Below are 14,434 nucleotides of genomic sequence, written 5' to 3'. Positions count from 1 at the left end.
TCTTAGAGGCGGGTGCGCTCTTGAGCGATGTCGTACAGGCGGTTCCACAGCAGCCGGTTGAAACCGACCACGAAGAGGCTCATCACCCCAATGCCCAATGCAATGCGGGGGAAGTCGCCCTTGGCCGTCATCTCGGCGATGTAGCTGCCCAGGCCCGTGGCCGTGAGGGTGCGGTCGCCCCACGAAACGTATTCGGAGACGATGCTGGCGTTCCACGAGCCGCCCGCGGCCGTCACCAGGCCGGTGAGCAGGTTCGGGAACACCGCCGGGATCAGGAACCGCTTCCACATCAGCCAGCCGCGCAGGCCGAAGTTGCGGGCGGCGAGCTTGAGCTCGGTCGGGATGCTCGACGCGCCGGCGATCACGTTGAACAGGATGTACCACTGCGTGCCGAAGATCATCAGCGGGGACAGCCAGATCTCGGGATTCAGCGCAAAGCGCGCGATCAGCATCACCGCCAGCGGGAACATCAGGTTGGCCGGGAAGGCCGCCAGGAACTGCGCGACGGGCTGCGCGATGCGCGCGACGTTCGGGTTCAGGCCGATGCGGATGCCGATCGGCACCCACACCAGCGCCGCCAGGGCGATCAGCACGATCACCCGCACCATCGTCAGGAAGCCCAGCCAGAAGACGTGGCCCACTTCGGCCCAGCCGACTTCGGAGCGCACGAACTGCAGCACGTGCGCCACCGCCGCCAGCGCGGCAATGACGATGATGACGTCGGCCAGCCGGTGCGACCACGGAAAGCGCACGAAGCTGCTGCCGGCGCTGGCGGTCGGGCGCGTGCGGTCGGCGCCCCAGGCGAGCGTACGCTCGGCCAGCGCGGCGCCGCGTTCGAGCATCGCCTTGACCCACTCGGAGCGGCGCAGCAGATCCAGCAGCCACGATTGCGGCTCGCGCTCGGAAGACATCGCATCGAAGCGGAAGCGGTCTGCCCAGGCAATCAGCGGGCGGAACAGCAGCTGGTCATACAGGATGATGCCGATCAGCATGGCGACGATCGCCCAGCCGATGGCCGGCAGGTTCTGCTGCTGGATCGCCAGCGAGATGTACGAGCCGATGCCCGGCAGCTTGATGTCGTGGCCCGACACCGAAATCGCTTCCGACGCCACCACGAAGAACCAGCCGCCCGACATCGACATCATCATGTTCCACAGCAGCCCCGGCATGGCGAACGGTACCTCCAGGCGCCAGAAGCGCTGCCACTTGGACAGGCGGAACACCGTGGCCGCCTCTTCGAGGTCGGTGGGGATGGTGCGGAACGACTGGTACAGCGAGAACGCCATGTTCCACGCCTGCGACGTGAAGATGGCGAAGATGGCCGCGCATTCCACGCCCACCAGGTTGCCGGGGAACAGCGCAATGAAGCCCGTGACGGTAATCGACAGGAAGCCGAGCACCGGGATCGACTGCAGGATGTCGAGCGCCGGCACCATGACCTTCTCGGCCGTGCGGTTCTTCGATGCGATGGCCGCAAAGGCAAACGAGAACGCCAACGACGCACCCAGCGCCAGCAGCATGCGGATGCTGGTGCGCAGCAGGTAGTAGGGCAGTTGCGCCACGTCCAGGCTCACGTCGAGCGGCTCGCCGGGCGTGTACGGCACGTTCATCTGCCGGGCCGCATAGGCCACGAGCACGATGGCGGCCAGGATGATCGGCAGCAATGCCAGGTCGAACCGGTTGGGCGGCGCGGTCAGCAGGTTGCCGAAATTGACGCCCAGGTTGGTACCGAAGCGGCCCCGGATGGTGGTTTCGTTGTCGTTTTGCTGCATCGTGGATGACCGGGACGAGGATCGCGGGCCAAAAACCCAATAGCGGCGCGCGAGCCGGAAGTTGGCGCAGTACGTGGTGAGCGCGGTAGACCGCAGCGCTTTCACAAGCGTTGCTTGGCACCCGGCGGCAAGCCGCCTAGTTTACCTTGCGTAACGTCGGACCCCGCCGCGCGGTTGTCAGTCTGACGACGTCACATTCCAGAAATGTGACAGAGATGCGACAACCCGGCCTTGTCATGCTCCGCCCAACACATCGCCTGCGTTTTTGCCCCGGAGAGCCTCCATGTCCGCCATTGCGCAAGTGATCGTTACCGTACAGGGCCGCGTCCAGGGCGTCGGCTATCGCGCGGCCTGCGCCGAGCGGGCCCGCGCGCTCGGTCTGCGCGGCTGGGTGCGCAACCGCCGAGACGGGACGGTCGAGGCATTCCTGGCCGGCCCCGCGCCGAACGTGCTCCGCATGCGCGAATGGATGTGGGAAGGGCCCGACGCCGCGCAGGTCACGCAAGTCGAGGTGGCCAGCGCCCATGGCGAAACCCTGCCGCCCGGCTTCGAGGTGCGTCCGACCCTATGAGCGGCGCCGGCCGCGGGGCAGGCCGGCGGCGGGTCAGTAGACGTTCGGAACGATCATCTCTTCCGGCACGGGGTGGCGGATGTATTCCGCGTGATACACCCGCTCGGGCAGCACCACCGCCGGATGCGGCACGGGGTGATACGGCACCTGGCCCAGCAGATGGTGGATGCAGTTCAGGCGCGCGCGCTTCTTGTCGTCGGCCAGCACCACCCACCACGGCGATTCCGGAATGTGCGAGCGCTCGAGCATCGCCTCCTTGGCCTGTGTATAGGCTTCCCAGCGGCGGCGGCTCTCCAGGTCCATCGGGCTCAGCTTCCACTGCTTGAGCGGATCGTCGATGCGGCTCTGGAACCGCACTTCCTGCTCTTCATCCGTAACGGAGAACCAGTACTTGACGATCTGGATGCCGGAGCGCACGAGCATCTTTTCGAACTCCGGCACCGAGCGGAAGAACTCTTCGTATTCCTCGTCGGTGCAGAAGCCCATCACGCGTTCGACGCCGGCGCGGTTGTACCAGCTGCGATCGAACAGGACGATCTCGCCGGCGGCCGGCAGGTGCGCCACGTAGCGCTGGAAATACCACTGCGTGCGTTCGCGGTTGGTGGGCGCCGGCAGCGCGGCCACGCGGCACACGCGCGGGTTGAGCCGCTGCGTGATGCGCTTGATGGCGCCGCCCTTGCCGGCGGCGTCGCGGCCCTCGAAGATCACGACGAGCCGGTGGCCGGTCTCGATCACCCAGTCCTGCAGCTTGACGAGTTCGCCCTGCAGGCGGAACAGCTCGCGGAAGTACATGCGCCGCGTTTCGCGCGCTTCCTCGCTGATGCCCTCGCCGCCGCCGAGCAGGTGGTCGTCGATTTCCATCTCCAGCTCCTCGTCCAGCGTGTCGAGGAGGTCTTCCTGCAGGCGCGCCTGACGCGCTGCGTCGCGTTCGCTCATGGTGTGTTGCTCCTGCCGATCTTGCCGAGAGTGCCGGGAGGGGCGCTGCGCACGGACAGCGCAGTGCAAGTCTAAGCCCGACTAGGTAGCACGGGCATGTGGCAGGGGAGTGACATGTGGGCGTCACACCGCCCAAAGGCTCAACTGGATTCGCCTTCCAGCATGAACTTGGCGCCGTCGTCCTGGCCGAGCAGGCGCACCAGCGTGGGCAGGGCTTCCTGCAGTTGCGCCTTGAGCGTCCACGGCGGGTTGACGATGAACATGCCGCTGCCGTGCAGGCCCAGGCCGCCTTCGACGGGGCGCCTGACGGTGAGCGTGACGTGCAGCCAGTCCGTGAGCCGCAACTGCTTCAGGCGCGCCGGAAACTGCGCCGCTTCACGCCGCTGCACCTGCGGATACCAGATCGCATACATGCCGGTGGCAAAGCGCTGCAGGCTGTCCTGCACGGCCTGCACGGTGCGGGCGTAGTCGTGCTTGTCTTCGAAGGACGGGTCGATCAGCACCAGCGCGCGGCGCGGCGGCGGCGGCAGGATCGCCTTGATGCCGGCAAAGCCGTCGCCGTCGTACAGCATGACCTTGCGGCCTGCACCGCGGAAGTTGTTGGACAGCACCTTGATTTCGGAGCTGTGCAGCTCGAACAGGCGCAGGCGATCGGCGTCGCGCAGCATCTGCCACGCCAGCCACGGCGATCCGGGGTAGTGCCGGAGTTCGCCGTTCGGGTTCAGTTCGCGCACCTGGTCGAGGTACGCATCGAGCAACGGCGGCAGCGTTTCACCGCCTTCGGCCGCGCGCCACAAGGGGCCGATGCCCGTGTCGAACTCGGCCTTCTTCTGCGCCCATTCGTGATCCAGCGCGTAGAGGCCGGCACCAGCATGCGTGTCGATGTACCAGAACGGCTTGTCCTTCTGCGTGAGGTAATCGAGCATCTGCACAAGCACAGCGTGCTTGAGGACATCGGCGTGATTGCCGGCGTGGAAGGCGTGACGGTAACTGAGCATCGGCGGGCCATGTGCGCCCGGAGTATCAGGCGCGGGCAGAGAAAACGGTAGGCGCGAATCCTACCACCGCGCCGGGTGCGTCCCCAGCGGGACGCTGGGCAGCGCCCAGTGCGGCGGCGTGTCGGAAAGCTGCCCCGCGTGGCGCAACGCCGTGAGGGCGCCGAAGCCGGACGGCGTCGTCTCGAGGTACGCGCCGATGTCTTCGTAGCGCGGGTCGGCCGCGTCAAAGCCGTTGGAGACGCGGCCGAAGCCGCGCAGCCAGTGCGCCGTCTGCGCGAGCGACACGCGCACGTGCCAGCTCCCCCCTTCGGTCATGCGGCGCGCAAGCGCTGCCATCGCGCCGGCGGCCATCAGATAGCCGGCGCCGTGGTCCAGTGCCTGCGCGGGCAATGCACGCGGCCTGGCGTCGCCCGCCGCCTGGGCTTCCGCCCAGTTGAAACCGCTGGCGGTCTGCACGAGCGAGTCGAAGCCTCGGCGATTGGCCCACGGGCCGTCATAGCCGTATGCACACAGGCTGACGTAGACGATGCCGGGGCGCAGTGCGGCAACCTGCTCGGGACCAAACTGCAGCGCCGCCAGGCCGCCCGGTCGATAGCCCTGCACGAAGATATCGGCGTCGCGCAGCAGCGTGCGGAGTTGCTGGGCAGCGGCTGCATCGTGCAAGTCGAGTTGCGCGGAGCGCTTGCCGCGCCCGGTGTCGATCACCAGCGGAGGGATGGCGGGCAGATGCGGCCCCGTGACGAGCAGCACATCGGCCCCATGCGCGGCGAGCGTCCGCCCGCAGACGGGCCCGGCAATCACGCGCGTGAGATCGAGCACACGCACGCCCGAGAGCGGTCGGCCCTGGGCATGTGCGGGCAATGGCTGCGGTGGCGCATCGCCGATGCGCTCGATTGTCATCAGCGGCTGGCTGGCGACGGCGATGCCTTGCGGGTGCGCGTCCCACTCTTCAAACGTACGCGCCGCGGTGACGACCATGCCCGCCTGCGCCGCCGCGTCTTCAAACGCTTCGGCCTTCCATTGGCTCAATGCAGCGGCCACGGCGTCGCGGTCATACGCGCAGCCGAGCAGCTTGAGCACGCCGTCACGGTGATGTGGGAAGTTGGTATGCAGGCGCACGCAGCGCCCGTCGCCGCAGCGGTAGAGCCCGGCGATCTTGTCCCATGGCTCGGGCGGCAATTGGCCGTCGACGCGGAAGTAGCGCTCGGAGCGGAACTCCAGCGCGGCGTGGTGCATGTCGACCGACACCGTCTGCTCGCGCCCGGTGCGCAGCGTATCGACGTGCGCGGCGGCCAGGGCGGCGGCCGCGATGGTGCTCTGCGCGAGCGTGCCGACCGCAAAGGATGAGGGGAGCGCGGGCTCGGCGCCCGTCAGGCTGACCCGCGACAACGCCTGCGCCGGCTGACCGAGCGCCGCCCACAGCTGGGCAAGCGCATCGGCGGCTGTCACGGGTTGCACGGTGTCCTGAAGATCAGGCCTGCGGAATCTCGATCTTCACCTCGAGCACTTCCAGGTTGTCCTGGCGCTCGAGGTTGACCTTGATGTCGTCGTTGCCGATCTTCACGTACTTCGAGATCACGGCCACCAGCTCGCGTTGCAAGGCGGGCAGGTAGTCGGCGGGCGCACCGCTGGCGGTGCGTTCGTGGGCGAGGATGATCTGCAGGCGTTCCTTGGCGACGGTTGCAGTCTTCTTCTTCTCGCCCAGCAGGAAAGACAGAATCGACATGGATGTGCGTCTCCTTATTTTCCGCCGCCGAACAGGCGCTGCAGGAAGCCCGGCTTGTTGTATTCGACGTAGCGCAGCTCCTTCTCCTTGCCGAGGAAGCGGTCGATCACATCGTGATAGGCGTTGGCGACGTCCGTGCCTTCGAGGTGGATGGCAGGCAGGCCCTGGTTGGACGCCTGCAGCACGGCCTCCGATTCCGGAATCACGCCGATCAGCTTGATGCGCAGGATTTCCTGGATGTCGGTGAGCGACAGCATCTCGCCTTCGGACACGCGCTTCGGGTTGTAGCGCGTGAGCAGCAGGTGTTCCTTGATCGGCTCCTTACCTTCCACCGCGCGGCGCGACTTGGACGACAGGATGCCCAGGATTCGGTCGGAGTCGCGCACCGAAGAGACTTCCGGGTTCGTCACCACGATGGCCTCGTCGGCAAAGTACATCGCCATCAGCGCGCCCGACTCGATACCGGCCGGCGAATCGCAGACGATGTATTCGAAGCCCATTTCCTTCAGGCCTTCGATCACCTTCTCGACGCCTTCACGCGTGAGCGCATCCTTGTCGCGCGTCTGCGAGGCGGGAAGGATGAAGAGGTTTTCGCACTTCTTGTCCTTGATGAGGGCCTGGTTCAGGTTGGCCTCACCGTGGATCACGTTGATCAGGTCATACACCACGCGGCGCTCGCAGCCCATGATGAGGTCGAGGTTGCGCAGGCCGACGTCGAAGTCGATGACGGCGGTCTTGTGGCCGCGCAGCGCAAGGCCGGCAGAAAATGCCGCACTGGTGGTCGTCTTGCCGACGCCGCCCTTGCCGGAGGTGACTACGATGATCTTGGTCATGGCTCGTATATCTGTAAGTTAAATCGCTCGGTTACTTCATCCGCAACGGTTCGAAAACCAGCGTGTTGTCCGCGAGCCGGACCTGCGCAGGCTTGCTGGCATAGGCGTCGGGCCACGGGGTTTCGCCGGTGCGGTAGATGCCGGCGATGGAAATCAGTTGGGGCTCCAGGCACGTGCAGAAGATGCGCGCGTCCAGATTGCCCTTCACGCCCGCCAGCGCACGGCCGCGCAGCGTGGCATACACGTAGATGTTGCCCTCGGCGATCACCTCGGCGCCGTCGCTCACCAGATCCAGCACGACGAGGTCGCCGCGCGCATAGATGCGCTGGCCGGAGCGCAGCGGGCGGTCGACGATCATGGTGCCGGGCTGCATGGCCACGGCTTCGGCGGGTGGTGCAGAAGGGGCGGGCGCGGCGGTATCGGACGCCTGGGCGTGCTCGGGGTCCTTGGCGTCTTTCTCGCCGCGCGGGCGACGGCCGTGGCTGTCGAGCAGCGGCAGGCCAAAACCCTGGGCCCACTCGGCCTGCTCGGGACTGGCCACGACGCCGATCGCGCGGGCGTGCAACCCTGCCAGGGTCTCGACCAGACGGTCGATGGGCAGGCGCTCGTCTTCGGCAAGGCGGCGCACGTCGATGGCGATCACGTCGTTGGAGAAGAACTCCGGCGTGTCGGCAAAGCGTCGCGTGAGTTCGGCGGCCAGGGCGTCCATGTCGGCGGTGCGCGGCGACAGCAGCAGGGCATCGACGGTGCCGCTGCGGATCTCGAACAGCGGCGCTTTCTTTTGAGACATAGAACGGCTACGCGGAAAAATGGGCTCATTCTAACGTTGTTGACGAAACGTCCAGGATTTTTTGCCCCCGCCGATCCCCCGTCTGGCCGAGAGCGCCGGCCGGTGCCCTTTTCGGCCACGCCGCCCCGCGCGCAAATGTCATCCGATGGTCACGGCACCGTCATGCGCGCTTCCGATACTCCCCGCTTCTGAGCCCCGGCCCAGCCCGCAGTTCTTTCGTGCTGCGCAAACGATCGCGCACACGCTCGGCAGTTCGTAGTCCGCAGTTTGCCGTTCGCAGACCACAAGAAGATCTTCAGGGAGAAGTTCATGCGAGTCCGACCGTTGTGTTCGGCGGCGTTGCCGCTTGCCGCGTTTTTGTCGCTGTCACTGGCTGCCTGCGGCGGCAGTGACGATAGCCCGTCCAGCGGGGCTAGCACGCCGGCCGCGACGGCCGCACCCGCCGGCACCAAGGCCACGCTGGCCGTGCTGGAGACCACCGACTTGCACACCAACGTGCTGTCGTACGACTACTTCAAGCTGGCCGCCGACAATTCGTTCGGCTTCGAACGTGTTTCCACCCTCATCAACCAGGCGCGTGCTCAATTCCCCAACACGCTGCTGCTGGACAACGGCGACACCATCCAGGGCACCGCGCTGTCGGACTACCAGGCCATGGTCAGCCCCGTCACGTGCGACCAGACGCTGGCGATCTACAAGGTGATGAACGCGGCCAAGTACGACGGCGGCGGCATCGGCAACCACGAGTTCAACTACGGCCTGCCGTATCTGTCGCAGGTCACGGGCAACACGTTCAACGTGGACGGCCTGCCCGATCCGGCATTGCAGAAGAAATGCGCGGGCCCGGCCTTCCCGCAGGTGCTGGCCAACGTGATGAGCGCGAAGACCAACGCGCCGCTGTTCCAGCCGTACACGATCATCACCAAGACAGTCACGGCCACGGCGCCGGACGGCAGCACGGTCAGCGCGCCGGTCAAGGTCGGCATCATCAGCTTTACGCCGCCCACCATCACGAGCTGGGACAAGCGCTGGCTCGACGGCAAGGTCTACACCGTCGGCATCAAGGAAACGGCGGCCAAGTACATCCCGGAAATGCGTGCGAAGGGCGCTGACCTCGTGGTGGCGATTTCGCACGGCGGGCTCGACAACTCGACGTATTCGCCGACGATGGAAAACGGCAGCTGGTGGCTCTCCACCGTGCCGGGCATCGATGCCATGCTGATCGGCCACTCGCACCAGCTCTTCCCCGATGCCAACAGCACGGTGAGCCAGTTCAACCTGCCCGGCGTGGACAAGGTCAAGGGCACGGTCAACGGCGTGCCGACCGTGATGGCGAACTACTGGGGCAAGCACCTGGGCGTCATCAAGCTCGGCCTGACGTTTGACGGCAAGACCTGGAACGTGGACAAGACGCAGACCACGGTCGAAGCGCGCTCGATCCAGAACGCCGACAAGACGTATGTGGCCGCCGACCCCACGGTCTCCGCCGCCATCGCCGCCGAGCACCAGGCGACGATCAACTACGTGAAGACGCCGGTGGGCAGCACGGACTTCCACATGAGCACGTTCTTTGCCGACGTGGGCGACCCGGGCGCGATCGAGATCGTCAACCAGGCGCAGGCCGATTACGTGTCGAACTACATCCAGGCGAACCTGCCGCAGTATGCGTCGCTGCCGGTGCTGTCGGTGAGCGCGCCGTTCAAGAGCGGCTTTGGTGGCGGGACCGATTTCACCGATGTGGCGGCCGGCCCGCTGGCGATCAACAACGCGGCCGACCTGTACCTGTATCCGAACACGGTCTACGCCGTGAAGGTGAGCGGTGCCGACATCAAGAACTGGCTCGAAACCGCCGCAAAACGCTTCAACACCATCGACCCCAACAGCGCGACGGTGCAGAAGCTGGTGAGCACGTTCCCGGGTTACAACTTCGACATGTTCACCACGCCGGACCTGACGTATGAAATCGACGTGACGCAGCCCGTGGGCAGCCGCATCAAGAACCTGCAGTACAAGGGCGCGGCCATCGACCCGGCCGGCCAGTTCATCGTCGCCACCAACAACTACCGCGCCAGCGGCGGCGGCAACTTCCCGGGCCTGGACGGCAGCAAGACAATCTATGCGTCGCCGGATGCCAACCGCGATGTGCTGATCAGCTACATCAAGAAGATCGGCAGCGTGAAGCGCGCCACCAATGGCTCGCAGCGCAGCTGGCGCTTCACGAAGCTGGCGAGCTCGGTGGCGCAGGTGCAGTTCACGTCGGCACCCAACCGGATTGCCGATGCCACGGCTGCGGGCATCACGAACGTCACGCAGGTGGCGGCCGATGACGGCTCGGGCAAGGGCCTGGCGGTGTACCAGATCGACCTGACGCAGTAAGCAGGAGCCCCGGCCATGCCTTCTCTTCGTTCTGCGTGGGCCGGTGCGCCGGCCATCGAGTCGCCGAGGCAATCGGTGCCGATGCTGACGGTGGCTGCCGCGCTGGCGGTGATCGTGGCCGCGGGCGGCTGGCTGTCGCACACGCGCCGCCCCCCCGACGTCGATGCCGCGCAGCTCGAAGCGTGGCGTGCGATGGTCGTGCAGGCGATGGCGCCCGAGGCGCTGCAGCAGTTGCGTCAACGCGCACGCAGCGGCTCGGTGCCTGCGCAATCGGCGTTGGGCGAAGCACTGCTCAACGCGCACGACGGCGCATTGCGCAACGAAGGCATGCGCTGGCTCGAGGCTGCCGCGCCGAGCGACATGCGCGCGCAACTGTCGCTCGGCAAGGCGCTGTTGCTCGGCACGGGCGGCATCGCGCGCGACTATCCGCGTGCACTGCATCTGCTGCGCCAGTCCGCCGACAAGGGCGATGCGGCGGCCGCGTATTACCTGGGCCTGATGCACCGCAGTGGTTATGGCACGCCCGTCGACCCCGCACAGGCCGCGCGCTGGTTCGATCGCGCGGCGCACCAGGGCATTCCATCGGCCATGTTCATGCTGGCCAATGCGTATCGCGAAGGCGAGGGCGTGCCGCGTGACGAAGCGCGCGCCCTGGCGCTGTACCAGGAGGCGGCCGAACACGAATTGCCCGAAGCGGTGCAGGCGCTGGCAATGGCCTACCAGAACGGCGAGCTCGGCCTCAAACGGGACGACGCTGCTTACCACCAGCAGTGGATCGAAACGGCGCATGCGCTGAAGCATCCGGCGCTCGCGCCGTAAGCGCTACCGTCCTCCGCCTTCCTGTTCCTCCCGGCTCGACACGATCCTCGCTGGCATGGCGATGGATCGTGTTCGTCCTATTGCGACGTGTTTGCACGACGCTGGACAGCCGGTGGTAACGCAGCGCCACGTCTGCATGTCAGGAGGCTGCAGAATGAGACGATTCCTAATCACAGAGTTTGACGCATGTGTTTTTATGTTGCCCCGATGATAACCAGGGAGCAAAAACATGCGCGTATGGTGCGCAAGACTCGCAGCGAGTCTGCTGTGCATTGGGGCAAAGAGTGCCTTTGCCTACAGCTGCCAAACGGTGACCAGCGACACACTGCTTCAACCCAAGGCCATGTCAGTCCAGCGCGATTTGCCTGTGGGTTCCGTCATTGCTGAAGTTGTGTCGGACGTCAAAAGCACCTTCAGATGCACGAATAGCGAGCCCCGATTGAGCTTTCAGGAGACCGGCGTCAAAGCCTTTGGCACCTACGTCGGCGACTTCGATGGTAAGCGCGTCTACAGCACCAATATTGAAGGCATTGGCTACGCCGTTGCCGGAACGCCAATCAGTCAGTGTGCCGGTAAGACTTACTGGGTCGACGGAATTGAAACAACCAACGTCGACCACAACGTCTATTGCAAAGTGAACGGCATGTTCGGCGTTCAGCCGATGACAGCCAAAGCGGTCGTCCGCTTTTACAAGACGGCCGCGACCACGGGTACGGGCACCATTACAGCCAGGCAGGTGGGTTCTTTCATTTTGAAGAACGATAAAAGTACGTGGTTCACACCGGAAGCGAAGATCAGCATCAGCGCGTTTGACGTCAGCTCGGTGTCTTGCACGCTGGGCAGCACCGCGATCAACGTGAAGATGGGCGACGTGCCGGTTGGCGCATTCAAGGGTGTGGGTACCTGGCCCGACAGCGCCCGGACGAAGGCGTTCGACATTCCGCTCACGTGTTCCCAGGGTGCCAGCATCAACCTGAAGCTCGATGGCACGGCGTATGACACGACGAAGGGCATGTTGAAACTGGACGAAGCTACGAACCCAGCAAAGGGCGTCGCCATTCAATTGCTGTATGACAACCAGCCCGTCGAGCTGGCGAAAAGCTTCAAGTGGCAGACGGCCAGCGAAGACGGCACGTACGCCATTCCGCTCAAGGCCCGCTACGTACAGACGGACAGCAACATCACGCCCGGCGCTGCCAACGGCAGTGCGACTTTTACGCTCACGTATCAGTAAAGCAGCTTCGCTGCGTACGTGAAAGCGCGCGGTATCAGATTAGTCCTAGCAAAAACCGACAGTGGGTGTGTTCAGATGACCCTTTTCAAAAAAACTGGAGGTATCTGGACATGCGTGCGACGTACGTCGGGTTTGCGACGGGGCTCATGTTGATCGCGACACAGGAGGCATTTGCTTACATCTGCTATACAGAGAATAACGGCATCACGGTTCAACCGAACGACTTGACCGTTCCGCGTGATCTGCCCGTGGGCTCGGTCATTGCCGAGGTGGCAACGGGGGTGGTGTCGACCTTCAGGTGCAAGAACACGGAGCCCCGGATCCTTACGCAGCAGGTCGGCATCAGGGCGGTTGGGACACACGTTGCAGACTTCGATGGCAAGCGCATCTACAAGACGAACGTTGAGGGAATCGGTTATGCGGTTGGCATAAAGTCAGCACCGGATAGCGGATGGGGACCATGCGCCAACATAACGCACTGGATTGACGGATCCAACCCGGAGACCCCGAACCAGTACATTTACTGCACAGCGAACGGAGGACCGTTCAGCGCGCTTCCAAGACAAGGCCAAGCGCTGATCCGCTTCTACAAGACAGCCGAAAGCACCGGCGCTGGGTCGGTGCCGATAATGCAGGCGGGTGGTTTCATCCTGCGAAACCAAGACTTCTGGCCATATGAGTTCCCCATCTATATCGGCACATTCAAGGTCGGTGCCATGTCATGCACGGTGAAGAACACGTTGATTCCGGTGAAACTCGGCGATGTGCCCGTCAGTGAGTTCAAAGGGCCGGGGACTTCGCCGCCCTCGAGGACGCAGGCCTTCAGCATTCCGCTGAACTGCGCAAAAGGTACAAGCATCAACGTGCAACTGGACGGGGCGGCACATGACGCCACGCAGGGCATGCTGAAGGTCAACGAGGGTCCAACGGCAGCCACCGGCGTGGCCATCCAGTTGCTCTACGACGACAAGCCGGTCCAGCTCGCCAAGCGGTTCCTGTGGCAGGTCACCGATGCAGAGGGCAACTACTCGATTCCCCTGAAGGCGCGCTACGTGCAGATCGCTGGCAGCGTTAGGGCGGGCGTCGCCAACGGCAGTGCGACGTTCACGCTGACATACCGGTAGTTCGCACTTGCGGTCTCGATAAAGCCTGCCACCCCCTGCTCGCGCCGCCGTTCCAGGCGGCGGCGCGTCCCTTCGCAACGCTCTCCCGCTGACAGCCGGGCACCCCGATGTACCGGAGGTGACATTTCACGTGAAGCGGAGTGCTCCGCTTCCTTTGCGTCGGCCAGAATGAGACGATTCCTAATCACGGCGTTTGACGCATGTGTTTTTATGTTGCCCGACGATAACAACGGAGCACGACATGCGCGTATGGACTGCGAGCCTCGCGGCAGGCCTGACGTTGATAGCCGCAAAAGGGGCGTGCGCTTACACCTGCCAGACGGTGACGAGCGACATCATCATTCAACCCAAGGCCCTGGCTGTCCAGCGCGACTTGCCGGTGGGGTCGCTGATTAGCGAGGTGGTGTCTGATGTGGTGACCACCTTCCATTGTTCCAATGAGGCGCCAGCTTTGAAGTTTCAGCAAGCAGGCATCAAGGGATACGGTGAGTACGCAGGCAACTTCAATGGGAAACGCGTGTGGAAGACCAACATCGAAGGCATTGGCTATGCCGTTGGAATCACGCCGATGAACGGGTGCGCTACAGGTGCAACGTTCTATGTAACGGGGGGTAATCCAGACAACATCGACCAGAACCTGTACTGCTCAAACAACGGCATTCTCCCATCGCAGCCTATGAAGGCCAAAGCCGTGATCAAGTTCTTCAAGACAGCACGCAACACCGGTGTGGGCTCGGTTGATGCGAAGCAGGTGGGTTCCTTCATCCTGGAAAACAACCGCAGTACGTGGGTCTCCCCGGAACCCAAGATCAGCATTGCTTCGTTTAGCGTGAGCACGCTGTCTTGCACGCTGGGTAGCACCGCGATCAATGTGAAGATGGGCGACGTGCCGGTTGGCGCATTCAAGGGTGTGGGTACCTGGCCCGACAGCGCCCGGACGAAGGCGTTCGACATTCCGCTCACCTGTTCCAAGGGTGCCAGCATCAACCTGAAGCTCGACGGCACAGCGTATGACGCGAAGAACGGCATGTTGAAGCTGGAAGAAGGTAGCGACACAGCGAAGGGCGTCGCCATTCAATTGCTGTATGACGACCAGCCCGTCGAGCTGGCGAAAAGCTTCAAGTGGCAGACGGCCAGCGAAGACGGCACGTACGCCATTCCGCTCAAGGCCCGCTACGTACAGACGGACAGCAGCATCACGCCCGGCGCTGCCAACGGCAGCGCGACCTTCACGCTCACGTATCAGTAACGCGGC

13 protein-coding genes are annotated in these 14,434 nt (G+C 64.4%); 6 read left to right on the top strand and 7 right to left on the bottom strand.

All coding sequences use genetic code 11. The features are described from left to right. Window positions 1-2: 2 nt before the first annotated feature. Window positions 3-1,772: an ABC transporter permease gene (locus KHN96_RS14665; RefSeq protein WP_062737669.1), complete on the bottom strand. Its 1,770-nt coding sequence runs from the start codon at window positions 1,770-1,772 to the stop codon at window positions 3-5. Between the two features lie 283 nt (window positions 1,773-2,055). Here KHN96_RS14665 and KHN96_RS14660 point away from each other — a divergent pair, with 283 nt between their 5' ends. Next, window positions 2,056-2,343, top strand: coding sequence for an acylphosphatase (locus KHN96_RS14660; RefSeq protein WP_045785331.1), 288 nt, complete (start codon window positions 2,056-2,058; stop codon window positions 2,341-2,343). A 33-nt stretch (window positions 2,344-2,376) separates the two neighbouring features. Here KHN96_RS14660 and ppk2 read toward each other — a convergent pair whose 3' ends face one another. The 6 genes from ppk2 to minC form a co-directional block, all read right to left on the bottom strand. Continuing rightward, entirely contained in the window at window positions 2,377-3,279 is a 903-nt protein-coding gene (gene ppk2, locus KHN96_RS14655; RefSeq protein ID WP_045785330.1) for a polyphosphate kinase 2, read from the bottom strand. Window positions 3,280-3,419: 140 nt separating this feature from the next. Next, the gene (locus KHN96_RS14650; RefSeq protein WP_045785328.1) at window positions 3,420-4,277 is read right to left on the bottom strand and encodes a 23S rRNA (adenine(2030)-N(6))-methyltransferase RlmJ; all 858 of its coding nucleotides are present in this window, start codon (window positions 4,275-4,277) and stop codon (window positions 3,420-3,422) included. Between the two features lie 60 nt (window positions 4,278-4,337). After that, the gene (locus tag KHN96_RS14645; RefSeq protein WP_062737670.1) at window positions 4,338-5,735 is read right to left on the bottom strand and encodes a CoA transferase; all 1,398 of its coding nucleotides are present in this window, start codon (window positions 5,733-5,735) and stop codon (window positions 4,338-4,340) included. Window positions 5,736-5,748: 13 nt separating this feature from the next. After that, a complete protein-coding gene (gene minE, locus KHN96_RS14640) occupies window positions 5,749-6,003 on the bottom strand; it encodes a cell division topological specificity factor MinE (RefSeq protein ID WP_024977189.1) in 255 nt (84 codons plus the stop codon). Window positions 6,004-6,017: 14 nt separating this feature from the next. After that, a complete protein-coding gene (gene minD, locus KHN96_RS14635; RefSeq protein WP_045785326.1) occupies window positions 6,018-6,836 on the bottom strand; it encodes a septum site-determining protein MinD in 819 nt (272 codons plus the stop codon). 31 nt (window positions 6,837-6,867) lie between these two features. Next, window positions 6,868-7,626, bottom strand: coding sequence for a septum site-determining protein MinC (minC, locus tag KHN96_RS14630; RefSeq protein ID WP_045785325.1), 759 nt, complete (start codon window positions 7,624-7,626; stop codon window positions 6,868-6,870). A 309-nt stretch (window positions 7,627-7,935) separates the two neighbouring features. Here minC and KHN96_RS14625 point away from each other — a divergent pair, with 309 nt between their 5' ends. From KHN96_RS14625 to KHN96_RS14605, 5 genes are all read left to right on the top strand, one after another. Then, window positions 7,936-10,002 carry a bifunctional 2',3'-cyclic-nucleotide 2'-phosphodiesterase/3'-nucleotidase gene (locus KHN96_RS14625; RefSeq protein WP_062737704.1) on the top strand — a complete coding sequence of 689 codons (2,067 nt, stop codon included), beginning with the start codon at window positions 7,936-7,938 and terminating at the stop codon, window positions 10,000-10,002. Window positions 10,003-10,017: 15 nt separating this feature from the next. Then, a complete protein-coding gene (locus KHN96_RS14620) occupies window positions 10,018-10,821 on the top strand; it encodes a tetratricopeptide repeat protein (protein ID WP_062737671.1) in 804 nt (267 codons plus the stop codon). A gap of 310 nt (window positions 10,822-11,131) precedes the next feature. Continuing rightward, window positions 11,132-12,055, top strand: coding sequence for a fimbrial protein (locus KHN96_RS14615; protein WP_181817417.1), 924 nt, complete (start codon window positions 11,132-11,134; stop codon window positions 12,053-12,055). A gap of 110 nt (window positions 12,056-12,165) precedes the next feature. Next, window positions 12,166-13,179, top strand: a complete 1,014-nt coding sequence (locus KHN96_RS14610) for a fimbrial protein (RefSeq protein ID WP_062737673.1) — start codon at window positions 12,166-12,168, stop codon at window positions 13,177-13,179. A gap of 241 nt (window positions 13,180-13,420) precedes the next feature. Next, window positions 13,421-14,428 carry a fimbrial protein gene (locus KHN96_RS14605; RefSeq protein ID WP_082062828.1) on the top strand — a complete coding sequence of 336 codons (1,008 nt, stop codon included), beginning with the start codon at window positions 13,421-13,423 and terminating at the stop codon, window positions 14,426-14,428. Window positions 14,429-14,434 lie beyond the last annotated feature (6 nt).

This window comes from Ralstonia mannitolilytica, from assembly GCF_905397375.1.
GTDB classification, from domain to species: Bacteria; Pseudomonadota; Gammaproteobacteria; order Burkholderiales; family Burkholderiaceae; genus Ralstonia; species Ralstonia mannitolilytica.
Note: the sequence above shows the minus strand (reverse complement) of the source record. Positions and strands in the feature narration are given on the sequence as shown.